Origin of the sequence: Haloprofundus halophilus, assembly GCF_003439925.1 — an archaeon.
Taxonomy (GTDB): domain Archaea; phylum Halobacteriota; class Halobacteria; order Halobacteriales; family Haloferacaceae; genus Haloprofundus; species Haloprofundus halophilus.
The window spans coordinates 864,266-888,388 of record NZ_QQRR01000001.1 but is presented as its reverse complement, the minus strand read 5'-3'; the positions used below and the strand labels follow the sequence as shown (position 1 = coordinate 888,388).

Below are 24,123 nucleotides of genomic sequence, written 5' to 3'. Positions count from 1 at the left end.
CGGCGACGGCGACGAACCGGAGAGCGACCACGGGGACCGCAACGGTTACCGCGACACCGCGTCAGCCGAGACCATGGAAGACACCGACTGGATCGGCGAGACGTTCACGAGCGACACCGGGTGGAACCACCTCGAAACGCTCGTCGACATCGGCGACCGGATGGCGGGCAGTCCGGGCGAACGAGCGGCGATGGAGCGAACCCGGGACGCGCTGAGCGACGTCGGCGCGCGCGACGCCCGTATCGACGAGTTCGACATCCAAGGCTGGGTACGCGGCGACAGCGCCGTCGAGGCGGGCGACACGACGCAGGACTGCATCGCGCTGCCGCGAAGCCCGGCAGACGCCGCGAGCGGCGAACTCGTCGACCTCGGCTACGGCCTCCCCGAGGATTTCGACGCCGACCTCGACGGGAAAGTCGTCGTGGTCTCGTCGACGGTGCCGGACCACTACGACCGGTTCATCCACCGCCGCGAGAAGTACTACTACGCCGTCGAGGCCGGCGCGGCCGCGTTCGTGTTCAGAAACCACGTCGAGGGCTGTCTCCCGCCGACCGGCAGCGTCGGCACGCCCGACGCGCCCATCGGCGACATCCCCGCGGTAGGCGTGAGCGCCGAGGTCGGTGCGCGTCTCGCCCGCCGGTTCGAGGGGGAGACCGTCACCGTCAGCGTCGACTGCGACACCCCCGACGCGACGAGCGGGAACGTCCACGCCGTCGTCGGTCCCGATACGGACGAGGAGATACTCGTCACCAGCCACCTCGACGCCCACGACATCGCCGAGGGGGCCGCCGACAACGGGACGGGGACGGCGATGGTCGTCGAACTCGCGCGCATCCTCGCCGACCGGGAGGACGAACTCGACACTCGCGTCCGGTTCGTCCCCTTCGGCGCGGAGGAGGTCGGACTCGTCGGCTCCGCACACGAGGCCGAGCGGGCCGACTTCGAGTCCATCGAGGCCGTCGTGAACTTCGACGGCGTCGCCAACGGGCGGACGCTGCGGTTCCACACCCACGACTTCGACGAACTGGAGGCCGCCGCCGAAGGCGTCGGCGAGCGCTTCGGTCACCCCGTGAGCGTCGTTCCCGAGCAGCTACCGCACTCGGACCACTGGCCGTTCGTCCAGTGGGGCGTCCCCGGCTACATGGTCGGCAGCGAGACGCAGGGCCGCGGTCGCGGGTGGGGACACACCTACGCCGACACGCTCGACAAACTCGAAGTGCGGACGTTCCGCGAGCAGGCGGTGCTGCTCGCCGAGCTGGTCGTCGACCTCGCCGACGCCGACACCGTCGTCGAGCACAAAGCACCCGAGGAGATAGCCGAGCGCCTCGAAGCCGAGGACCACGCCCCCGGGATGAAGATAACCGGTGACTGGCCGTACTGAGCGGAGCACTCGCACTTCCGGGGCGAGCGGAGCACCCGTGTTCCGAGGCGAGCGGAGGTCCAGCGGGGGACGGCCACGTCTCTCCGTCGCCGAACCGCGCAGACTTTTAGCGGCCGGCGAGTAACGATTGGACAATGAGTGGCGCGCGCGACGACACGGCGACGGCGGTTTCGCTTCGCGGCGACGACGACGGCCGAGTCGAGCGCGCGCTCCGCGCCGCCGAGTTCGCGTTCTCCGACCCGGAGGAGGCCTCGTTCGTCGTCGCCGTCGGCGAACGCGCCCTCGTCGACGCCGTCCGCGAGCGGCCGAACGGCCCGATTCTCCCCGTCGACGTCGGCGGACAACACTCGGTGTCGCCGTCGGCACTCGACGACGCGTTCGCCGCGCTCGCCGAAACCGACCGCCGGACCGTCGACCACCCGCTGCTGTCGGTCGCCGTCGGCGACGAGCGCGTGGCCGACGCCGTCTTCGACGCGATGCTCGTCACGAACGAACCGGCGCGCATCTCCGAGTACGCCGTCCGGAGCGGCGACGACCCGCTCGACGCGTTTCGGGCCGACGGCGTCGTCGTCGCGACGCCGCTCGGCAGTTCCGGATACGCGCGGGCGGCGGGCGGTCCGGTACTCACCCCCGGCACCGGCCTCGGCGTCGTGCCCGTCTCGCCGTTTTCGACGCGCTGGGACTCGTGGGTCGTCGACGGCGTCGTCTCGCTGTCGGTCGAACGCGACGAGGGCGCCGTCTCGCTCGTCGTCGACGGCGACCGGGCGACGACCGTCGACCCCCACGTGCCCGTCCGAATCGAACCCAGCGCCGAAGCGACGCTGCTTCGGCCGCCGACGCCGGAGTGAACCCGTCGGCGTCGGAGCGAGTCAGCCGACACGCCCGGTCTGGTCGTTGCACCGGTCGCGCCGATTGGTCGTTGCACTAGTCGCGCCGGTCGGTCGATTGCCAGTCGTGCCGATTGGTCGATTGCCAGTCGCGCCGGTCGGTCGATGTACCGGTCCGGCGAGATAGCGCGCGGGATTGGAAAAACTCTAATGAGTCACCTTCCGATGTTCGGGTATGCAACCGCTGCAGTTCATCGTGCCCCTCGACGTTCTCGAGGCTATCGCCCCGGCGCTGCCGGCCGTTATCCTGGTGTTCGTGCTGGCAAACATGGCGACGCGCTTCCTCGGCCACCGCGCGCACGCCCGCCAAGCCCGCGAGGACGAGGAGATCACTCGATACACGCCGCACACGCTCACGAGCGGTGCGCTCGTCGTCGCGTCGCTCCTGTACCTCGTCGTCGCGCCGCACGGCGGGATGGTCATGTCCGTCCTCGTGCTCGGGATGTTCGTCACCGACTTCTTCGAGTTCGAGGCCCGTCAGGTCGAAGCGCGAAACGGGATGGACGTCGAGCGGCCGAAGGGCGGCCTCGCGGCGTCCGTGCTGGTGCTGCTGTACGCGGCGTTCCAGAGTCTCTTCTTCCTCATCGCCGACGTCTGGACGCAGATCATCTGAGGCGGCCGCTGTAGCCTGCGAGGGCTCTCACGGTCCTCGACGCGGCGACGGTGGCGTCTCGGTCGTCGACACTCGGGAACCGAGAGCGTCCCGGGGCAGCGCTCGCTCAGCGCTCGCCCGTACTCGCTGACGAGACAGCGAACGCTCACGACCGAAGCGGGTGTCGGTACGAACCGACCGGCGCTTCTTCTCTGCCGACTGCTGGAGGTAAAACGTCGTGTGAACGGGTGCGGCGGACCCGGCGGGTGAGCGACAGACGCGCGAACGGGAGACCGACGGCTCGCGGCGGTCGCAGAGAAGACAGAAACGGATGCCCGAGAGAGTCGGCCGAGGCGATTACTGCGAGCGGCGCTCGCTGTAGGACGCGCGGAGTTCGCGGCCGACCGGGATGAGCACCCAGAACGTGAGCGCGCCGAGAATCGCGAACCAGAGCAGCACGTCCATCAGCGCGATGGCGATGCCGTTGAACAGGTCGGGTCCCTCGACCGTCACGGGTTCGACCAACTGCGCGGCGCTCTCGAAACTGCTCGTGCGGTACCAGCCCGCCAGCACCATCCAACCGAGTCCGGCGGCGGTGGCGATGGTCAACCCCTTGATGAACTCGTCAGCCATTATCCGAGAGTTCGTCGGAGTCCTCTTGAGAGTTTCCCATTCCGCGGGCGCGGAATCGGGTCCCGAGAACGTAGACGCCCGCGCCGAGGCCGATGATCGTGATACCGACGAGCGCGAGCACTGCGCTGAGAACCCCCGGCGCGACGCCGAGACCGACCGCCGCCAGCGCGCCGGTGATGGCCCGTCGAAGGAAACTGAACTGGATGGTCGCCGCGTCGATGAGAACGAAGCCGATTACGACGGAGACGACGGCGATGAGCGTCGAGAACACGGTTATCGTCTTGTACAGTCGCATCGGGACGACGACGTCGCGTCGGCCCGAGTCGGACCTGCGCGGCCCGCCTCCGGTCGTCTCTGGGCCATCGTTCGCGTCGGGATCGTCGGCCGCGTCGCTGCCGGTGGTCGCGTCGCTGTCGGAGGTCGTGCGCCCGTCGGCGGTATCACTGTTCGTATCTGAACTCATAGAGGAAAGACGGCGGTACGCCGCTACCGCGGCGGTCGAAGCCGGTAGTACCGGCGGTTGAGGTCGTACATGTACCCCTCGCGCATCGTCTTGAGCACCGCGTAGGTGACGATACCCGCGACGATGGGCAGGAGGAACGTGAGGTCGAACAGCAGGTCGATGTTCATCGGCATCAGGTTCTGCACCGCGAGGACGCTGATGGTGAACGCGAAGACGACGCCGCCGACGCCGACGGCCGCCCAGAACGGCTGTTCGACGGGACGCCGGGCGCTCCCCTTGTTGAGGAACGGCACCATCGCGATGAAGCCGACGACGACGACGTTCGCCAGCACACCGTACGTCCGGTCGGCCATCAGTTTCTGCCCGCCGAGGATGGACAGTTCGGGGTTGACCGGACTGAGTTTCAGCAGGCCGAACGACCAGTACAGATACCAGTCGGGTAGGATGATGGCGGGCGTCGAACTCGGGTTCGCGGGCGAGCCGATGTGCGGCGGCAGCGTCGCCGAGAGGAAGAAAATCATCCCGACGAAGAAACTGGCGATAGAGAGGTTGCGCACCGTCTCGTGCGGCCAGGTCGGGAAGCCGAGCACGTCGCGTTCGACGTAGTCGGACTCCGTTCGGAGGTCTTGGTCTTCGCGGCGCGAGCGCTCGAAATACTCGTACGTGAGCCGAGAGAGGCCGGTCTTGCGAGCCTTGCGCTCGCTCCACGTCGGCGTCTCGTCGTCGGGGGCGACGATGCCCGTGCCGCCGTCGGTTTCCGCGGTCGTGTTGTCGTTGTTTGTCATTGTGTTACCTCGATTAGTGCGGTTCCGCGATGCCCTGCACCCAGACGATGCCGATGTGGATGGCGATGAGCGTCGTCACGATGAACGGGAGCAGGAACACGTGGATGATGTACATGCGTTGCAGCGTCGCCTGACTCAGCGTGAACCCGCCGAACACCAACTGGGCCGCCCACTCGCCGATGAGCGGGACCGACAGCGCCATCTCGACGCCGATCTGGCCCGCCCAGAAGGCGAGCTGGTCCCACGGCAGCAGGTAGCCGGTGTAGCCGAACCCCATCGTCAGGCTGATCAGGATGATACCGAGTATCCAGTTGAGTTCGCGCGGTTCCTTGTACGCGCCGGTGAAGTACACCCGGAGCATGTGGAGGAACACCGCCGCGACCATCACCTGCGCGGACCAGCGGTGGAGGCTGCGGAGGAAGAACCCGAACTGGAGTTCGGTCATGATGAACTCGATCTGGGTGTACGCCGTCGTCGGGTCGCCGCTGGTCGCGGGAGAGTAGTAGAAGCCCAGTAAGGCCCCGCTCACCGCGGCGACGATGTACGCGAGCGTCGAGAACAGCCCCAGCGTGTACAGCGGGTACCAGTACCAGAACTTGTTGTCGAGGTTGTACTGTTCGGTGTGACTCTTCGGCATCTGGAGGTTGACCCGGTAGTAGAGCGTCTCCAGAATCTCCAAATAGTCAACGATGCGGAGTCGCTTGTCCATCCAGATGAGCGCGGTGAGGAACGTCGTCTCGACGGGCGAGAGGTCTTTCTCCTTCAGCCACGCGTCGTGGTCGTAGTCGTCTTTTCGTTCTAAGCTCATTCGTTACCTCTTGTAGTAGGGGTAGACCGCGCGTTTGAGCGTGTCCCACGCGTCGGTCCCGATGGTTTCGCCGTCTGCCTGTTCTTCGCGGACGTAGAGGTCCTCCCACTTGCGACGGCGCTTCTTTACGATCATCACGTCGGGCAAGAACTCCTTGCGGTACAGCGCGAGGATGAACGCCAAATCGACGAAGATGACCGTGAGAACGCCGCCGAGGAACATGTTCCCGGTGTCGGTGAGTCCCCAACCGGAGACGAGCCCGTACGTGAACAGGAACACGAACAACACCTCGAATATCGTCAGGAGGACGATGGCGATGGCCGCGGCGGTGCTCTCGCGCGCCGGTTCGTACCGGTGGATGTCGCCGTAGGTACTGCCGGAGGAGGACATCTATCGACCCCTCCCGGTGTTAGCGGACTCGCCGTACTTCAGGATGTAGAACGAGTAGATGATAGTGACGACGATGCCGAGGAGGGTCGCCGAGCCGACCCAGTGCGCCTGCACCGGCACGCCGAGTTCGTGAAGTTCCTTCTCGCCGCCGCCCGCGGAGGTCGTCGGAACGTCCTCGCCGACGGCGACGGCGCCTTTCATCCCGAGGCCGGCGTGCGGTTCACACTGGTACTCGCTGATGCCGCTCTCCTCGAAGGTGTACTCGAACGTGAAGCCCGCCTCTTCGGTCGTCTCGGAGGTGTAGTCGCCGGGACCGCCCGTATTGGCGACGTTGTGGCCGCCGCCTTCGCCGGTCCACTCCCAGATAACCGTCGTACCCGAGTCGACCCAGATGCCGGCGGGTTGGAAGGCGTACGCCCCGCCGTTGCCGTCTGCACCGACCTGCACGGTCACCTCGCTCTGTCCCCGCATGTCCTGATAGCCACCGTCGACGCCGGAGAGCCAACTCCCGAAATCGGGTTGTTGTCCGCCTTCTTCCTGCGCGGCGGCGGTGCCGGATGCGGCGGCTGCGGCGGCAGCCGAGCCACCGGCCGCTCTCAGAAAGTCCCGCCTTTTCATACACGTGGGAGTCAGGAAGGGACGCGCTTAAAGCCTCCGACTGGCCGTCGTACCGCGATACGCGGCGGTATCTCTACTCGTTTCCGGTGGAGTTATCGGGACGTTCGTTCCGCCTCCCGCCGCCGGCTTCCGAGGGAGTCGACTCCGACTCGCCGCTACCCGGGAGGAACTCCGGGCGTTCGACCTGCTCGGGGTCGAGCGCCCGCAGTCGGTTTCGGTACTCCTCGGCGCGGAACCGGTCCGAGAGCCGCGCGTTGGCGACGGTCATGAACAGGAACAGCCCGACGAGCAGGAAGAAGAACGCCACTACCGGCGGGGCGAAGTTCAACTGACCGGCGGACGAGAACGGGATGAGCGAGGTCAACGGCGACCAGAGGACGAGCAGACCGAGCGCGGCGATAATCTGGACGCCCGCGACGACCTGCAGCATGTTGTTGCCGAGTTGGCCCGTCCCCTCGGACACGTCCTCGGGGTTCGGCAGCGAGGCGTCGAGCGGCGGCTCCTCGACTTCGTAATCGTCCATCGAGCAGAGCGCGACCGTCGGTTTCACGTCTCTGAGCACCGTGCCGCGGCCCTCGACGCTGCCGTCGTCGTAGACGACGGCGAACCCTTCGTCGGAGTAGGCGACGACCCGGTCTTCGCCGTCTTCGCGGACGCGCTCGACGACGGCGAACACCTCGCGGCTGGCGACGCGCGAGCGAAGCTCCTTCTCGACTCTGTCGAGCAGTTCCCGGCCCGTTATCCACGAGTCGCTGTCGAAGGCGACCTCCCACTCTTCGAGCGACATCTCCGCCATCTCTCTGGGACCGAAGTTGTCGAAGTCGTACTTGGACTCGACTTCGCGGCGAAGCGCGTCCAACTCGTCGGCGTCGGTCCCGGCCTCGGGCCGCCGGTCGCTCGGCTCGTCGTCGGGACCGTCCGCCGACGCGGATGACGGGTCGGACATCACTCACAGTAGTCGATACAACGGTTTTAGCTTTCCGACACCGACCGACGCCCGTCGCTCGCCGTCGTCGCCCGCGTCGCCGTCTCCACCCCCGCCAGCCGTCGCGGGCGGAAGTCGGGTCATTTAGGACGACACCCGACTTAGTCGAGACGATGGTAAGCGATACCGCCATCGCGACGCTCGCCGCGTCGATGGTGACCGCGAGTTTCCCGTTCTACCTCTACGGCGCGTGGATCATGATCGACACCGAGACGGTCACGTGGGACGTGCTCGTCTACCACCTGAAGTTCATCTTCGCCGGCCTCGCGCTGAACACGATTCCGGTCGTCGTCTGGATGGTTCCGCGGCTGCTCGACCAACTCGGCGGTCTGTCCGCGCTACACGCCATCCTCGGTCTACAGGCGTACGCGATGTTGATCTTCGCGCTCACGGGCATCGCCCGTATCTTTCAGGCCAAGCGCAACGCCGACCTGTACCGGAACCCCGACCAGGAGCTCGACCTGAACGACCTCCACGAGAACATGGGCGCGTGGCGCGGCCGACTCCGCCTCGGCGTCCTCGGGTACGTGCTGTTCTGGATTGCGGCGTATCTGGTCGGTATCGCACGCTACGTGACGATGTATTTCTGAGAGAAATCACGGCGGGGCCGACCGCCGACCCGGAACCGGACGACCGAGTTAGCTGTTGAACGGCTCTTCGTCGCGGTGGTTGTCGACGTTCTCCTGCTCTTGGGCGTCGGTCTCGCGGTCGGTGGACTGCTGCTCGACGTCCTGCTCTCGGTCGGCTTCCTCGGCGGCCTCCTGCGCCTCCCGTTGTTCGGCCTCCGCTTCGGCCTCTTCCTCGTCCTCGTCGTCGCTCTGAACGTCGAGTTCGGTGTCCTCCTCGAGGTCGATGCCGTGTTCGTCTTTGGCCATGTCTCCGCGTACGCCCGACAGTCAAATAGTGGTGTTGGACATCACGAGCGTTGATACGTCACGCAAACAGTACGCTCAGTCTTGGTTGCGGGGTCTTGGTTGCGGGGTCGCGGTGTCACCACGCGTCGCCGCTGGCGAGGTCGACCTCGTGGTCGAGTTTCGAGGAGGGGCAGACGTCTTCGAGCACGCAGTCCGAACACGTCGGGTTGCGGGCCGTACAGACCGCTCGGCCGTGGCTGATGAGCAGGTGGGTGTACTGCTGCCAGTCCTCCTCGGGGACGACGGGCATCAGGTCTTCCTCGATTCGCTCGGGGTACTCCTCCTCGGTGAGGCCGAGTCGGCGACTGATGCGCTGGACGTGCGTGTCGACGACGATACCCTCGACGACGTCGTGGCCGTGCTGGAGCACGACGTTCGCCGTTTTCCGACCGACGCCCGCCAACTCCGTGAGTTCGTCCATCGTGTCGGGCACCTCGCCGCCGTGTTTCTCGACGATGTCGGCGGCCGCCGAGCGGATGTACTTCGCCTTGTTGTTGTAGTAGGTGATAGACGAGATGGCCTCGGCCATCTCCTCCTGCGGCGCGTTCGCGTACTCCTCGGGCGTGCGGTACGTCTCGAAGAGGTCGGCGGTCACCTTGTTGACGCGCTCGTCGGTGCACTGCGCCGACAGCATCACGGCGATGAGCAGTTCGAGGCGGTTCGAGAAGTTCAGCGAAATCGTGGTGTCAGGGTACTCGTCGTACAGGCGGTCGAGGACTTCCAACGCCTGCTCCTCGCGCGACGGCAGTGGCTCTCCCATATCCACCCCTGCGGGCGGGCGAAATTGAGTACTGTGGTTCGGCGTCGGCGCTCGTCGCCGAGCGGGGTCCGACGGTCGCCTCCCCGACTCGCCGTGATTCCGACGACCACGTTTATGTCACCGCCGTCCGGAGTGGGGGGTATGAGCCTCGATTTCGACCAGTTCGACCACCCGGCGTGGCTGACCGTCGCGGGCGTCGGCGCGGGCTACGGCGCGATTCTCCTGGTGATGTTCGTCCTCCTGTTTCTCGTCCCGCTCGCCGCGTTCGGCACGTTCATCTCGCCGTGACGTCGCCGTAGCTGCTGCCCGAACCGCTCGTCGGTGAGCCGTCCACCCGGCGGTTGCGGTCCGCCCGGCGGTTGCGGTCTCTCCTGCGACCGGTCCGTGTCCGTTCTTCGACTCGCTCGACTCATCGATAGCCGGGTCGCTCTGCGACGGAGAGGGTCGAAAGAGAGCGTCGTCGGTCGAAGCCGACGAGAACGTCGGAAGGAGGGGTCGGCTCAGGCGAACGCGCGCGACACGTCGGCGTCGACGTCGGCGTCTTCGGCCTGAATCTTCTCCCACGCGTCGACGAAGTCCTGCATGTATATCTCGGTGCGGTCGTCGCGGATGGCGAACATCCCCGCCTCGGTGCAGACGGCTTTGATGTCGGCACCGGAGGCGTCGTCGGCCATCTCGGCGAGCTCCGCGAAGTCCACGTCGTCGGAGACGTTCATGTTGCGCGTGTGGATCTGGAAGATGATCTCGCGGCCGTCGTCGTTCGGTTTCGGCACCTCGATGAGGCGGTCGAACCGCCCCGGTCGGAGGATGGCGGGGTCGAGCATGTCGAAGCGGTTCGTCGCCGCGATGATGCGAATCTCGCCGCGGTCGGCGAAGCCGTCCATCTCGCTGAGCAGCTGCATCATCGTCCGCTGGACCTCGGCGTCGCCGGAGGTCTTCGAGTCGGTTCGCTTGGAGGCGATGGCGTCTATCTCGTCGATGAAGAGGACGGCGGGTTCGTTCTCGCGCGCGACCTCGAAGAGGTCGCGGACGAGTTTCGCGCCCTCGCCGATGAACTTGTGGACCAACTCGGAGCCGGCCATCTTGATGAAGGTGGCGTCGGTCTGGTTGGCGACGGCTTTGGCGAGCATCGTCTTACCGGTGCCCGGCGGCCCGTAGAGGAGCACGCCGGACGGCGGGTCGATACCGACGTCGGTGAACATCTCCGGGCGGTCGAGCGGCATCTCGACCGTCTCGCGCACCTCGTTCATCTGCTCTTCGAGGCCGCCGATGTCCTCGTAGGTGACGTCGGGGCTGTGTTCGACCTGCATTACGCGTGCGCGCACGTCGGTCTCCTTTTCGAGTTTCTTGACTATGGAGAGAGAGTTGTTGACGGCGACGCGGGCGTCGGGTTCCAGGTCGTCCCGCATCTCGTCGGTCACTTCGGTGAGGGCCTCTTGGTTGTTGCCGTGCTGTTTGATCACGACGCCGTCCTCGTTTATCTCCTGGACGGTGGCGACGAACAGCGGCGACTGCTTGAGCTTCTTGTTCTCGTGGGTCAGTCGCTCCAACTTCTGCTGGTACTTGTTGTTCTCGGCGTTCGCGTCGAGGAGCTTGTCACGCATCTCCTCGTTTTGCGCTTCGAGGACCTCGAGGCGTTCTTCCAACGCCTCGATTTTCTCCTGCTGTGACGCCGCCTCCTCGTCGTAGGGTAAGTCGACGTCGTCCACAGTATCGGTCATCGGACGGATTAGGTCACAAGTTCATAAGAGGCTTCGGGTCGCGGGGCGACTCGCCGCCGCAGATTTCTGACAGTAATATCTAAACATAGCAAATATTATCTGGCTGTATGCCAGAGCAGTAGCTATCCATGAGTTGCACCGAGGTAACCGCCACCGATTCGACCGACCGGTGGGAGTCGATTCGTGACCTCCCCCCGAGCGCGAAACTCGTCGCGAAAGTTCTCGACTACAACGAGACGATGACGCAGAGCCAACTCGCCGAGGAGACGCTGTTGCCGCCGCGGACGGTTCGGTACGCGCTGACGAGACTCGAGGAACAGGACGTCGTCGACTCGCGCTTTTCGTTCTCGGACGCGCGGAAACGGCTGTACACGCTGACGGTCTGAAGTACACGCCGACGGCCTGAACGACGCGATGACGGTCTGAACGACACCGACGACGCCGTCGTTCGAAGCCGCGGCCGAGACCATCGCCTGCTCTTCGTCTCTCCGCTCCGTCGCTCTCCGCGAATCTTTTTCACCGAGGACGGAACCAGTTGCGCCGCGTGGCAACACCGAACGAGGTCAGGCGTGCGCTTCGGACGCTTGCGGCCGGGGAGCGACGCGACGACGGCCGTCTGCCTCGCGCCGGCGAAGCGGTCGCCGAAGCGCGCGAGACGATACGGGAGGCCGTCGAAGCGTCGGACGACGTCGAGTCCGCGGCGACGTTTTTCGCCGACGGGGGCGTCGAACGGCTGCGCGATGCCGTCGACGTCTCGTCGCGCGCGGGTGACCTGGCAGTTCGCCGCGAGGGAGAACGAGTGCTGGCTCTCGTCGAACGCTACCGTCGCGCGGCCGGCGTCGACTCGAACTCCGGGACCGCCTCGCAGTTCGGACAGGACGGAGAACTCTGCGCCGAGCGGAGCGGGGACGTTGAAACGTCACGCGTCGGTACGCATTTAGGAGGGGACAGCCAACGGGCGGACAGATGACACGGGTGATACACACCGGCGACACCCACATCGGGTATCAGCAGTACCACTCGCCGGCGCGACGACGGGACTTTCTGGCGGCGTTCGAGCAGGTGCTCGCGGACGCCGTCGACGACGACGTGGACGCGGTCGTCCACGCCGGCGACCTGTTTCACGACCGCCGCCCCGAACTGCGGGACCTCCTCGGAACGCTCTCGGCGCTTCGGACCCTCCAAGACGCCGGCGTCCCGTTTCTGGCGGTCGTCGGTAACCACGAGTCGACCCGAGGCGGGCAGTGGCTCGACCTCTTCGAGCGACTCGGCCTCGCGACGCGCCTCGGAGCCGAACCCCGTATCGTCGGCGACACGGCGTTCTACGGCCTCGACCACGTCCCGAAGTCGCGCCGCGACGACCTCGACTACCAGTTCGAGCCGCACGACGCCGCCCACTCGGCGCTCGTCAGTCACGGTCTCTTCACCCCCTTCGCTCACGCCGACTGGGAGACCGAAGCGGTGCTCGACGGCTCCAACGTCGACTTCGACGTCGTACTGCTCGGCGACAACCACGAGGCCGGCACCGCCGAGGTGCGGGAGACGCCCGTCACCTACTGCGGGTCGACCGAGCGCGCGAGCACGAGCGAACGCGAGGGTCGCGGCTACAACATCGTCGAGTTCGACGACGACGGCGGGGTGGACATCCGCCAACGGGCGCTCGACACGCGCTCGTTCGTCTTCGTCTCCGTGGAACTGAACGAAGGCGAGGGTGAGGCGCGGGTCCGCGAGCAGGTCCGCCAACACGACCTCGAAGACGCCGTCGTCGTCGTCGAGGTGACCGGCGACGGCGAGCCGGTCACACCCGCGAGCGTCGAGGAGTTCGCCGCCGAGCGCGGCGCGCTGGTCGCCCGCGTCACCGACCGCCGGGAGGTCGAGGTCGAATCCGACCTCTCTGTGAGTTTCGCCGACCCCGACGACGCGGTGCGAGAGCGCATCGCCGACCTCGGTCTCTCGGCCGCCGCAATCGACGTCGACGAGACGGTGCGCGCCAGCAAAACGGCTGACTCGAACGTCCGTGAGGAGGTGAAACAACGCGTCGCGACGCTCGTCGACGACGGACTCGACAACTTCTCGCGCGCGGAGGCGCGCGAAGACGGCGAGAGCGAAGCGGAACAGGCCGAGAACGAAGCAGAACAGGCCGAGCGCGAAGCGGAACAGACCGCCGCGAGTGAGGCGGAGCGAGTCCCCGAGTCGAACCCGGATATCGGCGGGGCTGCCGGTAGAACCGACGTCGGTGTCGACGCGTCGCAGCCGACGACGAACGGTGAGAGAGTGAGCGCCGACGCGGTCGAACCCTCCTCCGCGTCCGCCTCCGAGTCCGACGAATCGACCGGGAGCGACGAATCGACCGAGTCCGCCGAGTCGACCGAGAACGACGAATCGGCGGAAGCCGAAGAGACCGCCGACACCGCGGAGGCGGCTGAAACGGCGGCCGCGGAGGAGACGTCGACCGACGGCCAACTCTCCATGGAGGACTACTCGTGAGATTCGACCGCATCCGGCTGAAGAACTTCAAGCCGTACGCCGACACCGACCTCGAACTCGGCGAGGGCGTCACCGTCATCCACGGCCTCAACGGCAGCGGGAAGTCGTCGCTCCTGGAGGCGTGTTTCTTCGCGCTCTACGGGGCGAAGGCGCTCGACGGCACGCTCGAAGACGTGGTGACGAACGGCGAGGAGGAGTCCGAGATAGAGCTCTGGTTCACCCACGCGGGCGAGAAGTACCGCATCGAGCGACGGATTCGGCTCTCGGGTGAGCGGGCGACGACGGCGAAGTGCGTGCTCGAAGGGTCGGCGGTCCCCGACGGCAGCGTCGACGGCGCACGCGACGTCCGAAAGTTCGTCGTCGACCTGCTCCGGATGGACGCGGACGCGTTCGTCAACTGCGCGTACGTCCGCCAGGGGGAGGTGAACAAGCTCATCAACGCGACGCCGGGAGAGCGGCAGGACATGATCGACGACCTGCTCCAGTTGGGCAAACTGGAGGAGTACCGCGAACGGGCGCGGAACGCCCGGCTCGGCGTCGAGGACGTGCTCGAAAACAAGCGGGGCCGACTCGACGAACTCGACTCCCAGGTCGAAGCGAAGGAGGCGGCGAACCCCTACGAGCGGTTGAGCGCGCTACGGACGGAGCTGAGCGAAGTCAAGGCGGCTATCGAGCGGTACGAGACACAGCGCGAGAGGGCCGAGAAGAGCCGAGACGAGGCCATCGAGACGCTCGACGACTACGAGGAGAAACGGACCGAACTCGACGACCTCGACGACGACATCGAGTCGCTGAAGTCGGCCATCGCCGAGACGGAGGAGAAACGGGAGTCGCTCCGCGAGAACGCCCGAGAGGTTCGAGAGCGAATCGACGAACTGGAGTCGGCCGTCGCCGACGCGGTCGCCGGGAGCGAGTTAGATGCCGACGACGGCGACGCCGTCTCCGCACGACTGACCGAACTGTCGACGCGTCACGAGGAACTCACCGAGTCGATACAGGAGCTGCGCGAGAAGGCGCAGGGGTTCGAGAACCAGTCTTCGAACCTCGGGGAGAAAGCGACGGACCTCGAATCGCGCGCCGAACAGAAGCGAACGCGGGCCGACGAACTGGAAGCCGAACGCGAGACGGCCGAAGCCGAACTCGACGACCGTCGGGAGGCGCTCGACGACCTCGACGCGCGGATAGACGACCTCGACGCGACGTTCGAGGAGGCCCCCGTCGACCGCGGCGACGCCTCGGAACACCTCGCCGACCTCCGCGAACAGAAGTCGTCGCTGCGCGACGAACTCGAGACGGTCCGGACGAAACTCCGGTCGACCCGTCAGCGCGTCGAAGAGGCTCGGCGGCTGCTGGACGAGGGGAAGTGCCCCGAGTGCGGACAGCCCGTCGACGAGTCGCCGCACGTCGACACCCTCGACGAGGACCGCGCCCGCGTCGACGACCTCGACGACGAACGCGAGGAGCTCGAAGCGGAGGTCGCGTCGCTCGACGACGACATCGACACCGCAGCAGAACTCGTCGACGCCGAGAACGAACTCGAACGGCTGCGCGAACGCCGCGACAGCGTCACCACCCTCGTCGACCAGCGCGAGCGCACGCTCGCCGAGAAAGCCGAGCAGGCCGAGGCGGCCCGAACCGCGGCGGAAGAGCACGAGGAGAAAGCCGAGGAACTCCGCGAGGCCGCCGAACAGACGGCGTCGCGTGCAGAGGAGACCCGCGACCGAATCGCGGAACTCGAAGAAGAACGGGAGGGGGTAAAATCGAGCGAGGAACGCCTCGAACGAATCCAGTCGCTCCGCGACGAGATTTCGGATGCCGAATCGAAACTCGACCGTCTCTCGGAACGGCGTTCGGACCTCGACGAACTCAACGACGAACGGCGGGAGCGACTGGCCGAAAAACAGCGCCGCCGCCGCGAACTCCGCGAAGACGTCGACGAGTCCCAGATTCGACAGGCCAAAGAGCAGCGGTCGAACGCCGAACAGTACCTCGAGCAGGTCGAACCCGAACTGGAGTCGCTCGCCGAAAAACGAACGAAGCTCGACAACGACATCGGCGGCGCGAAGACCGATATCGTGCGCCTCGAAGAACTGCAGGAGAAGCGCGACCACGTCGAAGAACGCGTCGACGCGCTCGAATCGCTCCACAAGGAGACCGAGGAGCTGGAGGCGATGTACGGCGACCTGCGCGCTGAACTCCGCCAGCGGAACGTGGAGACGCTCGAACGGATGCTCAACGAGACGTTCGACCTCGTCTACGCCAACGACGCCTACGCGCGCATCCGCCTCGACGGCGAGTACGCGTTGACAGTGTACCAAAAAGACGGGCAGGCGCTCGACCCCGAGCAGCTATCCGGCGGCGAACGCGCGCTGTTCAACCTCTCGCTTCGCTGCGCCATCTACCGTCTGCTGGCGGAGGGAATCGAGGGCGCGGCTCCGACGCCGCCGCTCATCCTCGACGAACCGACCGTCTTCCTCGACTCGGGCCACGTCGGCCGCCTCGTCGATCTGGTCCAGGAGATGCGCGGCTTCGGCGTCCGCCAGATAATCATCGTGAGCCACGACGACGAACTCGTCGGCGCGGCGGACGACCTCGTGACGGTCGAGAAGAACCCGACGAGCAACCGGTCGACGGTTCGTCACGAGGAGGCGGCCGGGCTCTCGGCCGTCGAGTCGGTCGCCGACGACTGAGCGCGACTCGGCGACTCAGTCGTCTCGAATACGTGCGACGCCCTCGCGGGCCAGTTCTGTCGCGTCGTAGCCGCGTTCGCCGTAGCTGTCGGCCTCGTCGACGAGGCCCGCCGCTCGGAACTCGGTGAGCAGCCCGAGGAGGTCGCTCTCGCAGAGGTCGTAGGAGTCCAGCAGTTCGAGCACCGACAGGGGCCCGCGGTCGGCGAGTTCGACGAGCAGCCCGAGCGAGCGGTCGTTGTGGGTGGCCGAGAGCACGCGACGGACCGACTCGGGGACGCCCGACGCGGCGGCGACCAGCGGCGGTTCGCCGTCGACGACCTCGAACGCGTCGTTGGAGAGGTACCGCTCCTCGCCGGTCTCGGGGTCGCGGACCCGACTCGATTCGCTCGACCGTTTCAACAGAAGATACCGTCGTCCGTCTTCGTCGCGGACGGTCTGCATGCGTCGATAGTCGGCGTCGAGCGGGTTAGCGATTCCGACCGCGGCACGGTGGTCCGATACTCGACGGGTCGCGGACGTGCGGCCTACGAGTCGGTGTTCTCGGGGCTTTCAGAGGAGCTCTGCGCTCTCGTCGCTTTCGCCGTTCTGCCGCTTTTGTTGTTTCCGCCGTCTGTCTCGCTTCCATCGCTTCCGTCGCCCTCGTCGTCTGTCTCGCTTCCGTCGCTTCCGTCGTTCCCGCCGATTCCGCCGCCCTCGTCGTCTGTCTCGGTCCCTGCCGTCTCCATCGGGGGGACCTCGTCGTCCGCCGTCCGGCCCTCGCGGAACTGTCTGTACCGCTGGTAGGTTCGGAGGAGCAGGAACAGACCGACGACGAAGAGCCCCCCGCCGAGTCGCCACTGCCCGCGGAAGTAGAGAAACATCGCGCCGAGCGAGAGCGCGCCGACGCCGACGTTCACGAGGACGACGCTCACCCAGAACGCCGTGGCGAGTTCGGAGTCCACCTCGCCCTCGGGTGTCGACGGTTTCGGCGCTTCGGGGACGTTCGGAAGGTCGCGTTCGGGGTCGCCCCACCGGTTCCACTTCTCCTCCGGGTCGTCCCACCGGTTCAGTTCCGCTTCGGGGTCGCCCCAGCGGTCCTCGGGGTCGGACTCGTCGTCCTCGGAATCGTCGGACCGGAGGTCGAAAGGCACAGAACAGCCGAAGCGGGCGTCGAGAATAAGCGTTCGGTGTTCGGGCTACGCCTGCTCTCGCAACGTGACGGCCCGCGTCGTCTGCATCCACGCGAGGGGGTTCTGCGCGTCGTAGAAGACGACGGCGTCGTCGTCCCGATACGTCTCGACGTTCTCGACGCCGTCGGGCGCCTGCAGCGACTGCTGCGTAGTATCTGCGCTGTCCCACCACTCGTCTTCTATCCGGTCGGACATTGCTACGTCCATGGTATAACATGGCACGGTATAGGTCTTTCCGTCCTGACCGGATTTGCAGACGCCGTCCCGGCGCGCCCGAAATTCGCGGGTACCGGGCGAAAAGCCGAGCTTTTTACCCGGGTGTGACCAAGCGGTTGCCATGACTCAGGCTGGGCTCTCCGACTACGGTAGCGGGGGTGGAGACGGCGACGCGGGCGACGACGGCGACCGACCGACGACCGAGGCGGCCGCCGTCGCGGGCGACGTGAGCCAGCGGGTGAACGAGATCGTCGACCGACACGAACTCAGATACCCCGACGCCGAGGGGACGCTGGAACTGATGGTGTCGCAGGTGAACTACACCGTCGAGGGACAGGGCCGCGACGAGTATCCGGTCGTCCACGTGTTCGGGCGAACGCCCGACAACGACCCGATGCACGTCCGCGTGCTCGGCTTCGAACCGTACTTCTACGCGCCGACGGAGACGCTCACCGACGAACTGCTCGCCCGCGACACCATCCTCCGAACCGAAGCCGGCTACGAGAGCATCCGCGGCGAGGAACTGACGAAGATCGTCGGCCGCACCCCCCGCGACGTGGGGCAGATGCGCGACGAGTTCGACCACTTCGAGGCGGACATCCTCTTCCCGAACCGGTTTCTCATCGACAAGGACATCAACGGCGGAATCCGCGTCCCGGACCGCCGCCTCGACGACAACGTCGTCCAGGTCGCGCACGACGAGGTCGTCGCCGCCGACGTGGACGCCGACCTCCGCGTGAACACGTTCGACATCGAAGTCGACGACAGGAACGGCTTCCCCGAAGAGGGCGAGGAGCCCATCATCTGCCTGACGAGCCACGACAGCTACCGCGACGAGTACGTCGCGTGGCTGTACGAGGCTCCCGACGGCGACGGTGAGAGTCCGAGCGCGCTGGACGAGTACGCCCCGTACCGCGACGACACCGACGTCGACGTGCGTATCTTCGACGAGGAGGAGGCGATGCTCGACGCGTTCGTCACATACGTCGAAGAGACCGACCCCGACGTGCTCACCGGCTGGAACTTCGAGGATTTCGACGCGCCGTACTTCCTCGACCGACTGGAGAAACTCGACGCGTTCACCGACTACGACCTCCGCATCGACCGCCTCTCGCGGGTGAACGAAGTGTGGCGCAGCGGGTGGGGCGGACCGAACGTCAAGGGCCGCGTGGTGTTCGACCTGCTGTACGCGTACAAGAAGACGCAGTTCAGCGAACTGGAGTCCTATCGCCTCGACGCCGTCGGCGAACTCGAACTCGACGTGGGCAAGGAACGCTACGCGGGCAGCATCGGCGACCTCTGGGAGCAGGACCCCACTCGGCTCCTGGAGTACAACGTCCGCGACGTGGAGCTCTGCGTCGAAATCGACCGCAAGCAGGAGGTCATCCCCTTCTGGGACGAGGTGCGGACGTTCGTCGGCTGTCTGCTCGAAGACGCCCCGACGGCGGGCGATGCGGTGGACGTCTACGTGCTGCACAAAGCCCACGGCGAGTTCGTCCTGCCGACCAAGGGCCAACAGGAGTCCGAGGACTTCGAGGGCGGCGCGGTGTTCGACCCCATCACGGGCGTCAAGGAGAACGTCACGGTGCTCGACCTGAAGTCGCTGTACCCGATGTGCATGGTGACCATCAACGCCTCGCCGGAGACGAAAGTCGGCCCCGACTACGAGGGCGAAACGTACCGCGCACCGAACGGGACGCGCTTCCGCCGCGAACCCGACGGGATGATGCGCGAGATGATCGACGACCTGCTGACCGAGCGCGAGGAGAAGAAGGCGCTCCGGAACGACTACAAACCCGGCTCTCCGGCGTACGAGCAGTACGACCGCCAGCAGGCGGCGGTGAAGGTCATCATGAACTCCCTCTACGGCGTCTCGGGGTGGGACCGGTTCCGCCTCTACGACAAGGAGAACGCCGCGGCCATCACCGCGACGGGTCGGGAGGTCATCGACTTCACGCAGACCGCCGCGAACGAGATCGACTACGAGGTCGCCTACGGCGACACCGACAGCGTGATGATAAGCCTCGGTCCCGACGTGTCGAAGGACGAAGCCATCGAGCAGTCGTTCGAGATAGAGGAACACATCAACGAGCGGTACGACGACTTCGCGCGCGAGGAACTCGACGCCGACGAACACCGGTTCCAGATCGAGTTCGAGAAGCTCTACCGGCGGTTCTTCCAGGCGGGTCGCAAGAAACGCTACGCCGGACACATCGTCTGGAAGGAGGGCAAGGACGTCGACGACATCGACATCACCGGCTTCGAGTACAAGCGCTCCGACATCGCGCCGATCACGAAGCGGGTGCAGAAGCAGGTCATCGAGATGATCGTCACCGGGAGCGACACTGACGACATCAAAGAGTACGTCCGCGACGTGATTCGGGACTTCCAGGACGAGGACGCGAACCTCGAGGAGATAGGCATCCCGAGCGGTATCGGCAAGCGGCTGGAGAGTTACGACACCGACACGGCCCAAGTACGGGGTGCGAAGTACGCGAACCTCCTGTTGGGGACGAACTTCCAGCGCGGGTCGAAGCCCAAACGCCTCTACCTGAAGAAGGTTCATCCGGCGTTCTTCCGCCGGATGGAGGAGGAGCGCGGCTTCGACGCGCGGACGGACCCGCTGTACGGCGAGTTCAAACGAAACCCCGACGTTATCTGCTTCGAGTACGCCGACCAGGTCCCCGAGGAGTTCGAGGTGGACTGGGACAAGATGCTCGAAAAGACGCTCGAAGGGCCCATCGCCCGAATCATCGAGGCGCTCGGCCTCTCGTGGGACGAGGTCAAAAGCGGCCAACAGCAGACCGGACTCGGCCAGTTCGGCTGAGAACGAGTTCCCGCTTCGTTCGTCGAGCGGCGACAAAACCTCCCGCAGTCGACGGGTTCTGTCGACCCTGTGTTTTCGATACCGAAAACAAATTTCCTCGCAGCGGAAACCGTAGGGGGTAAATGCGTAAGCATTAATGGGCGCAAGCCCCCACCGTCGAACACGAGGAACACACTATGGCAACACTCGAAATCAAGAACCTCCATGCGGAGGTCGCAGTCGAGGACGGAGAGAAGATTCTCCGAGGCGTCGACCTGGAAGTCAAGTCGGGCGAAATTCACGCCCTGATGGGCCCGAACGGCTCCGGGAAGTCGACCACGGCGAAGATCATCGCCGGGCACCCCGCCTACGAGGTCACAGACGGTGAGATTCTGCTCCACCTCGACGAGAACGAGTTCGGCGACGAGTTCGAGATTCCCGAAGACAAGCGCACGTGGAATCTGCTCGAACTGGAACCGAACGAGCGCGCGGCGCTCGGTATCTTCCTCGGTTTCCAGTACCCCGCCGAGATCGAAGGCGTCACGATGACGAACTTCCTCCGCCAGGCGCTGAACGCCAAACTCGAAGAGCGCGAAGAGCTGTTCGAGGAGGACGACGGCGACGACGCCGAGGAAGAAGAGGAGTCGGGCTACGACACCTCCCCGATGGAGGGCCCCGCGGACGAGGGCGAAGTCGGTGTTGCCGAGTTCCAACAGCTCCTGAAGGAGAAGATGGAGCTGCTCGACATGGACGAGAAGTTCGCCCAGCGCTATCTCAACGCGGGCTTCTCCGGCGGCGAGAAGAAGCAGAACGAGGTGCTTCAGGCGGCGATTCTCGAACCCTCGCTCGCCGTGCTCGACGAGATCGACTCCGGTCTCGACATCGACCGCCTGCAGGACGTCTCCGAGGGCATCAACGCGCTCCGCGACGAGCAGGGGACGGGTATCCTGCAGATCACGCACTACCAGCGCATCCTCGACTATGTCGAACCCGACGTCGTCCACATCATGCTCGACGGCGAGGTCGTCATGGAGGGCGGCCCCGAACTCGCCGTCAAACTCGAGGACAAAGGCTACGACTGGGTCCGCGAGCAGACCTACGAGACAGCCTGATAAGGCTGCACCAGCTACACCAACCTAACTAACCATGAGTTCAGAACAAGACCACCTAAAAGAGACAGACACCGAGGCCCGCTTCGAGTTCAAGAAGGAGCAGAAATCCTCCTTCCAAGCCGACAAGGGCCTCACGGAGGAGACCATCCGGGTCATCTCCGAGGACAAAGACGAACCCGAGTGGATGCTCCAGCGACGCCTCCGCGCGCTGAAGCAGTTCCAGAAGATGCCGATGCCGACCGACTGGCCCGGCCAGCCGGACCTCTCGGAAGTCGACGTGAACGAGATTATCCCGTACATCCGACCGGACGTCGAGACGCGCGGCAGCGTCGACGACTGGACGGACCTCCCCGAGGAGATCAAGGACACGTTCGACAAACTCGGCATCCCGGAAGCCGAGAAGAACGCGCTCTCGGGCGTCGGCGCGCAGTACGAGTCCGAGGTCGTCTACCAGAACATGCAGGAGCGCTGGGAGGAGAAGGGCGTCGTCTTCATGAACATGGACCAGGCGGTCCAGGAGCACGAAGACATCGTCAAGGAGTACTTCATGACGAAGTGCGTCCCCCCGAGCGACAACAAGTTCGCCGCGCTCCACGGCGCCATCTGGTCCGGCGGGTCGTTCGTCTACGTCCCCGAGGACACGACCGTCGACATGCCGGTGCAGGCGTACTTCCGCATGAACTCGGAAGGGATGGGCCAGTTCGAGCACACGCTCATCGTCGCCGAGGAGGGCTCGGAAGTCCACTACATCGAGGGCTGTTCGGCGCCGAAGTACTCGGCGTTCAACCTGCACTCCGGCGGCGTCGAGGTGTTCGTCGGCGAGGACGCCCACGTCCAGTACTCGACGGTGCAGAACTGGTCGAAGAACACGTACAACCTCAACACCAAGCGCGCCATCGTCGAGAAGGGCGGCCGCATGGAGTGGATTTCGGGCTCGATGGGCTCGAAAGCGACGATGCTCTACCCGGCGTCCATCCTGAAGGGCCGCGGCGCCTCGGACAACCACATCACCATCGCGTTCGCGGGCGAGGGGCAGAACATCGACACCGGCGCGAAGGTGTACCACAACGCCCCCGAGACGAAGTCGACCATCGAGTCCAAGAGTATCAGTAAGGACGGCGGCCGCACCAACTACCGCGGCCTCGTCCACATCGCCGACGGCGCGTACGACTCCTCGACGGCCGTCGAGTGCGACGCGCTGATGTTCGACAACGAGTCCACCTCGGACACGATGCCGTACATGGAGATCAACGAGTCGCGCGTCGACGTCGCCCACGAGGCGACCGTCGGCAAGATCGGCGACGAGGACATCTTCTACCTCCAGTCGCGCGGTCTCGACGACGACGACGCCAAGCAGATGATCGTCTCCGGGTTCATCGAACCCATCACGGAGGAACTGCCCATCGAGTACGCGGTCGAACTCAACCGCCTCGTCGAACTCGAGATGGAGGGGAGCCTCGGATAGATGAGCGTGCAACTGCCATCCAGCCTCTCGGAGGACACCATCCGCGAGATCTCCGAGGAGCGAGACGAACCGGAGTGGCTGCTCCAGCGACGCCTCGACGCGTTCGAGGCGCTCGACGAACTCCCGCTGCCGGACGTCATCCAGACGCCCGGCCGCCGCTGGACGAACCTCGAAGCGCTCGACTTCGAGACTCTCGTCGACCCGCTGAACCAGTCCGACGAGACCGAGCGCACCGCCGAGGGCGACGCCGTCGTCCTCCCCTTCACCGAGGCGCTCGACGAGCACGAGGAACTCGTCCGCGAGCACTTCGGCACGGTGCTCGACCCCCAGCACAACTACCTCACGGCGCTGTCGGCGGCGCTCTTCACCACCGGGACGTTCGTCTACGTCCCCGAGGGCGTCGACGCCGGCGACGTGAAGATCCGCGCGGAGATGAACTCCCGCTCGCTGTTCAGCCAGACGCTCGTCGTCACCGAGGAGTCGGCGTCGACGACGATTCTGGAGGGCACCGAGACGGGGACCGGAAGCGAGGAGATCGAGGGCGAGCGCTACTTCAGCAACCTCGTCGAAGTCGCCGCCGGCGAGAACAGCTACGTCCAGTACGGCTCGCTGCAGAACCTCGACGAGGAGACGTACCACTTCACGCTGAAGCGCGGTCACGCCGGCACGTACGCGACTATCAACTGGATCGAGGGTAACCTCGGCTCCCGACTGACTCGCTCGGACGTGGAGACGAACCTCGTCGGCGACTCCTCGGAGACGAAGATCGTCGGCGCGTTCTTCGGTCACAACGACCAGCACTTCGACGTGAACGCCCGCGTCTGGCACGAGGCCGAGCACACGACCGCCGACCTCGTCACCCGCGGCGTGCTCGACGACGAGGCGCGCTCGGTGTACGAGGGCGTCCAGGACGTCGGCGAGGACGCGTGGGACACGAGTTCCTACCAGCGCGAGAACACGCTGATGCTCTCCGACGAGTCCGAGGCCGACGCCTCGCCGAAGCTCATCATCCACAACCACGACACCGAAGCCAGCCACTCGGCGACGGTCGGACAGGTGGACCGAGAGGAGCTGTTCTACATGACGTCGCGCTCCATCGACCCGGAGACGGCGCGAAACATGCTCGTGGAGGGCTTCTTCGTTCCTGTCCTCGAAGAGATCGAAGTCGACGAGTTCCGCGACGACCTCGACGACCTCATCGTTCAGCGCCTCGACTGAGGCGAGTCGCGGCCCGCGTCGCC

At 65.7% G+C, this 24,123-nt stretch carries 26 protein-coding genes; 13 read left to right on the top strand and 13 right to left on the bottom strand.

Going from position 1 to position 24,123, the window contains the following annotated elements; genetic code table 11:
* Positions 1-73 precede the first annotated feature (73 nt).
* The 3 genes from DV709_RS04470 (at position 74) to DV709_RS04460 (ending at position 2,881) form a co-directional block, all read left to right on the top strand.
* Complete coding sequence (locus tag DV709_RS04470) at positions 74-1,381, top strand: M28 family peptidase (RefSeq protein ID WP_117592089.1); 1,308 nt, start codon at positions 74-76, stop codon at positions 1,379-1,381.
* Between the two features lie 134 nt (positions 1,382-1,515).
* A complete protein-coding gene (locus DV709_RS04465) occupies positions 1,516-2,229 on the top strand; it encodes an NAD(+)/NADH kinase (protein ID WP_117592087.1) in 714 nt (237 codons plus the stop codon).
* Between the two features lie 214 nt (positions 2,230-2,443).
* A complete protein-coding gene (locus DV709_RS04460; protein WP_117592086.1) occupies positions 2,444-2,881 on the top strand; it encodes a DUF7313 family protein in 438 nt (145 codons plus the stop codon).
* 336 nt (positions 2,882-3,217) lie between these two features.
* Here the strand turns inward: DV709_RS04460 and DV709_RS04455 are convergent, their stop codons facing one another.
* From DV709_RS04455 to DV709_RS04425, 7 genes are all read right to left on the bottom strand, one after another.
* On the bottom strand, positions 3,218-3,493 hold the full coding sequence (locus DV709_RS04455) for a DUF7314 family protein (RefSeq protein ID WP_117592084.1): 276 nt from the start codon (positions 3,491-3,493) through the stop codon (positions 3,218-3,220).
* Entirely contained in the window at positions 3,486-3,956 is a 471-nt protein-coding gene (locus tag DV709_RS18335; RefSeq protein ID WP_332871830.1) for a DUF7315 family membrane protein, read from the bottom strand. Before DV709_RS18335 ends, DV709_RS04455 begins: the two co-directional genes overlap by 8 nt.
* Before the next feature lie 23 nt (positions 3,957-3,979).
* On the bottom strand, positions 3,980-4,741 hold the full coding sequence (locus tag DV709_RS04445; protein WP_117592082.1) for a cytochrome bc complex cytochrome b subunit: 762 nt from the start codon (positions 4,739-4,741) through the stop codon (positions 3,980-3,982).
* Between the two features lie 13 nt (positions 4,742-4,754).
* Positions 4,755-5,549: a cytochrome b gene (locus DV709_RS04440; protein ID WP_117592081.1), complete on the bottom strand. Its 795-nt coding sequence runs from the start codon at positions 5,547-5,549 to the stop codon at positions 4,755-4,757.
* 3 nt (positions 5,550-5,552) lie between these two features.
* The gene (locus tag DV709_RS04435; protein WP_117592079.1) at positions 5,553-5,939 is read right to left on the bottom strand and encodes a DUF7318 family protein; all 387 of its coding nucleotides are present in this window, start codon (positions 5,937-5,939) and stop codon (positions 5,553-5,555) included.
* A complete protein-coding gene (locus tag DV709_RS04430) occupies positions 5,940-6,557 on the bottom strand; it encodes a halocyanin domain-containing protein (protein WP_117592078.1) in 618 nt (205 codons plus the stop codon).
* Positions 6,558-6,630: 73 nt separating this feature from the next.
* Positions 6,631-7,503 carry a DUF7319 domain-containing protein gene (locus DV709_RS04425; RefSeq protein ID WP_117592076.1) on the bottom strand — a complete coding sequence of 291 codons (873 nt, stop codon included), beginning with the start codon at positions 7,501-7,503 and terminating at the stop codon, positions 6,631-6,633.
* Between the two features lie 152 nt (positions 7,504-7,655).
* Here DV709_RS04425 and DV709_RS04420 point away from each other — a divergent pair, with 152 nt between their 5' ends.
* Positions 7,656-8,132 (top strand): DUF7321 family protein, encoded by a 477-nt coding sequence (locus tag DV709_RS04420; protein ID WP_117592074.1) that lies wholly within the window; start codon positions 7,656-7,658, stop codon positions 8,130-8,132.
* Between the two features lie 48 nt (positions 8,133-8,180).
* On the opposite strand, the gene DV709_RS04415 is transcribed toward DV709_RS04420, so the two are convergent.
* On the bottom strand, positions 8,181-8,417 hold the full coding sequence (locus DV709_RS04415; protein WP_117592072.1) for a hypothetical protein: 237 nt from the start codon (positions 8,415-8,417) through the stop codon (positions 8,181-8,183).
* Positions 8,418-8,532: 115 nt separating this feature from the next.
* Positions 8,533-9,216, bottom strand: a complete 684-nt coding sequence (gene nth, locus DV709_RS04410; RefSeq protein ID WP_117592070.1) for an endonuclease III — start codon at positions 9,214-9,216, stop codon at positions 8,533-8,535.
* Positions 9,217-9,357: 141 nt separating this feature from the next.
* On the opposite strand from nth, the gene DV709_RS17970 reads away from it, so the two are divergent.
* Positions 9,358-9,504 (top strand): hypothetical protein, encoded by a 147-nt coding sequence (locus tag DV709_RS17970; protein ID WP_198665646.1) that lies wholly within the window; start codon positions 9,358-9,360, stop codon positions 9,502-9,504.
* A gap of 212 nt (positions 9,505-9,716) precedes the next feature.
* Here DV709_RS17970 and pan1 read toward each other — a convergent pair whose 3' ends face one another.
* Positions 9,717-10,937 carry a proteasome-activating nucleotidase Pan1 gene (pan1, locus tag DV709_RS04405; RefSeq protein ID WP_117592069.1) on the bottom strand — a complete coding sequence of 407 codons (1,221 nt, stop codon included), beginning with the start codon at positions 10,935-10,937 and terminating at the stop codon, positions 9,717-9,719.
* Positions 10,938-11,065: 128 nt separating this feature from the next.
* Here pan1 and DV709_RS04400 point away from each other — a divergent pair, with 128 nt between their 5' ends.
* The 4 genes from DV709_RS04400 (at position 11,066) to rad50 (ending at position 16,114) form a co-directional block, all read left to right on the top strand.
* On the top strand, positions 11,066-11,323 hold the full coding sequence (locus DV709_RS04400) for a MarR family transcriptional regulator (protein ID WP_117592067.1): 258 nt from the start codon (positions 11,066-11,068) through the stop codon (positions 11,321-11,323).
* A gap of 158 nt (positions 11,324-11,481) precedes the next feature.
* Positions 11,482-11,907: a hypothetical protein gene (locus DV709_RS04395; RefSeq protein ID WP_117592066.1), complete on the top strand. Its 426-nt coding sequence runs from the start codon at positions 11,482-11,484 to the stop codon at positions 11,905-11,907.
* Positions 11,904-13,424 carry a DNA double-strand break repair protein Mre11 gene (mre11, locus tag DV709_RS04390; protein WP_117592064.1) on the top strand — a complete coding sequence of 507 codons (1,521 nt, stop codon included), beginning with the start codon at positions 11,904-11,906 and terminating at the stop codon, positions 13,422-13,424. The genes DV709_RS04395 and mre11 overlap by 4 nt, the downstream gene beginning before the upstream one ends.
* A complete protein-coding gene (rad50, locus tag DV709_RS04385) occupies positions 13,421-16,114 on the top strand; it encodes a DNA double-strand break repair ATPase Rad50 (protein WP_117592062.1) in 2,694 nt (897 codons plus the stop codon). The genes mre11 and rad50 overlap by 4 nt, the downstream gene beginning before the upstream one ends.
* 15 nt (positions 16,115-16,129) lie before the next feature.
* Here rad50 and DV709_RS04380 read toward each other — a convergent pair whose 3' ends face one another.
* From DV709_RS04380 to DV709_RS04370, 3 genes are all read right to left on the bottom strand, one after another.
* Positions 16,130-16,555, bottom strand: coding sequence for a DUF7346 family protein (locus DV709_RS04380; RefSeq protein ID WP_117592060.1), 426 nt, complete (start codon positions 16,553-16,555; stop codon positions 16,130-16,132).
* 83 nt (positions 16,556-16,638) lie between these two features.
* The gene (locus DV709_RS04375) at positions 16,639-17,244 is read right to left on the bottom strand and encodes a DUF7322 domain-containing protein (RefSeq protein ID WP_117592059.1); all 606 of its coding nucleotides are present in this window, start codon (positions 17,242-17,244) and stop codon (positions 16,639-16,641) included.
* A 45-nt stretch (positions 17,245-17,289) separates the two neighbouring features.
* Positions 17,290-17,478, bottom strand: a complete 189-nt coding sequence (locus DV709_RS04370) for a DUF7331 family protein (protein WP_117592057.1) — start codon at positions 17,476-17,478, stop codon at positions 17,290-17,292.
* A 142-nt stretch (positions 17,479-17,620) separates the two neighbouring features.
* Between DV709_RS04370 and DV709_RS04365 the strand changes: the two genes are divergently transcribed.
* From DV709_RS04365 to sufD, 4 genes are all read left to right on the top strand, one after another.
* Positions 17,621-20,326, top strand: coding sequence for a DNA-directed DNA polymerase (locus tag DV709_RS04365; protein WP_117592055.1), 2,706 nt, complete (start codon positions 17,621-17,623; stop codon positions 20,324-20,326).
* Positions 20,327-20,502: 176 nt separating this feature from the next.
* On the top strand, positions 20,503-21,417 hold the full coding sequence (locus DV709_RS04360) for an ABC transporter ATP-binding protein (RefSeq protein ID WP_117592053.1): 915 nt from the start codon (positions 20,503-20,505) through the stop codon (positions 21,415-21,417).
* Between the two features lie 34 nt (positions 21,418-21,451).
* Positions 21,452-22,882, top strand: a complete 1,431-nt coding sequence (gene sufB, locus DV709_RS04355) for a Fe-S cluster assembly protein SufB (protein ID WP_117592052.1) — start codon at positions 21,452-21,454, stop codon at positions 22,880-22,882.
* The gene (gene sufD, locus DV709_RS04350) at positions 22,883-24,100 is read left to right on the top strand and encodes a Fe-S cluster assembly protein SufD (RefSeq protein ID WP_117592050.1); all 1,218 of its coding nucleotides are present in this window, start codon (positions 22,883-22,885) and stop codon (positions 24,098-24,100) included.
* Positions 24,101-24,123 lie beyond the last annotated feature (23 nt).

Excerpts from the sequence above, each read along its gene's own strand:
- DV709_RS04465 (WP_117592087.1), top strand. The coding sequence starts at position 1,516 with ATGAGTGGCGCGCGCGACGACACGGCGACGGCGGTTTCGCTTCGCGGC.
- DV709_RS04380 (WP_117592060.1), bottom strand. The coding sequence starts at position 16,555 with ATGCAGACCGTCCGCGACGAAGACGGACGACGGTATCTTCTGTTGAAA.
- DV709_RS04455 (WP_117592084.1), bottom strand. The coding sequence starts at position 3,493 with ATGGCTGACGAGTTCATCAAGGGGTTGACCATCGCCACCGCCGCCGGA.
- DV709_RS04420 (WP_117592074.1), top strand. The coding sequence starts at position 7,656 with ATGGTAAGCGATACCGCCATCGCGACGCTCGCCGCGTCGATGGTGACC.
- sufD (WP_117592050.1), top strand. The coding sequence starts at position 22,883 with ATGAGCGTGCAACTGCCATCCAGCCTCTCGGAGGACACCATCCGCGAG.
- sufB (WP_117592052.1), top strand. The coding sequence starts at position 21,452 with ATGAGTTCAGAACAAGACCACCTAAAAGAGACAGACACCGAGGCCCGC.
- DV709_RS04460 (WP_117592086.1), top strand. The coding sequence starts at position 2,444 with ATGCAACCGCTGCAGTTCATCGTGCCCCTCGACGTTCTCGAGGCTATC.
- DV709_RS04415 (WP_117592072.1), bottom strand. The coding sequence starts at position 8,417 with ATGGCCAAAGACGAACACGGCATCGACCTCGAGGAGGACACCGAACTC.
- mre11 (WP_117592064.1), top strand. The coding sequence starts at position 11,904 with ATGACACGGGTGATACACACCGGCGACACCCACATCGGGTATCAGCAG.
- DV709_RS04400 (WP_117592067.1), top strand. The coding sequence starts at position 11,066 with ATGAGTTGCACCGAGGTAACCGCCACCGATTCGACCGACCGGTGGGAG.
- DV709_RS04365 (WP_117592055.1), top strand. The coding sequence starts at position 17,621 with ATGACTCAGGCTGGGCTCTCCGACTACGGTAGCGGGGGTGGAGACGGC.
- DV709_RS04435 (WP_117592079.1), bottom strand. The coding sequence starts at position 5,939 with ATGTCCTCCTCCGGCAGTACCTACGGCGACATCCACCGGTACGAACCG.
- DV709_RS17970 (WP_198665646.1), top strand. The coding sequence starts at position 9,358 with ATGAGCCTCGATTTCGACCAGTTCGACCACCCGGCGTGGCTGACCGTC.
- DV709_RS04370 (WP_117592057.1), bottom strand. The coding sequence starts at position 17,478 with ATGTCCGACCGGATAGAAGACGAGTGGTGGGACAGCGCAGATACTACG.
- DV709_RS04470 (WP_117592089.1), top strand. The coding sequence starts at position 74 with ATGGAAGACACCGACTGGATCGGCGAGACGTTCACGAGCGACACCGGG.
- DV709_RS04430 (WP_117592078.1), bottom strand. The coding sequence starts at position 6,557 with ATGAAAAGGCGGGACTTTCTGAGAGCGGCCGGTGGCTCGGCTGCCGCC.
- DV709_RS04445 (WP_117592082.1), bottom strand. The coding sequence starts at position 4,741 with ATGACAAACAACGACAACACGACCGCGGAAACCGACGGCGGCACGGGC.
- DV709_RS04440 (WP_117592081.1), bottom strand. The coding sequence starts at position 5,549 with ATGAGCTTAGAACGAAAAGACGACTACGACCACGACGCGTGGCTGAAG.
- DV709_RS04425 (WP_117592076.1), bottom strand. The coding sequence starts at position 7,503 with ATGTCCGACCCGTCATCCGCGTCGGCGGACGGTCCCGACGACGAGCCG.
- pan1 (WP_117592069.1), bottom strand. The coding sequence starts at position 10,937 with ATGACCGATACTGTGGACGACGTCGACTTACCCTACGACGAGGAGGCG.
- DV709_RS04360 (WP_117592053.1), top strand. The coding sequence starts at position 20,503 with ATGGCAACACTCGAAATCAAGAACCTCCATGCGGAGGTCGCAGTCGAG.
- nth (WP_117592070.1), bottom strand. The coding sequence starts at position 9,216 with ATGGGAGAGCCACTGCCGTCGCGCGAGGAGCAGGCGTTGGAAGTCCTC.
- DV709_RS18335 (WP_332871830.1), bottom strand. The coding sequence starts at position 3,956 with ATGAGTTCAGATACGAACAGTGATACCGCCGACGGGCGCACGACCTCC.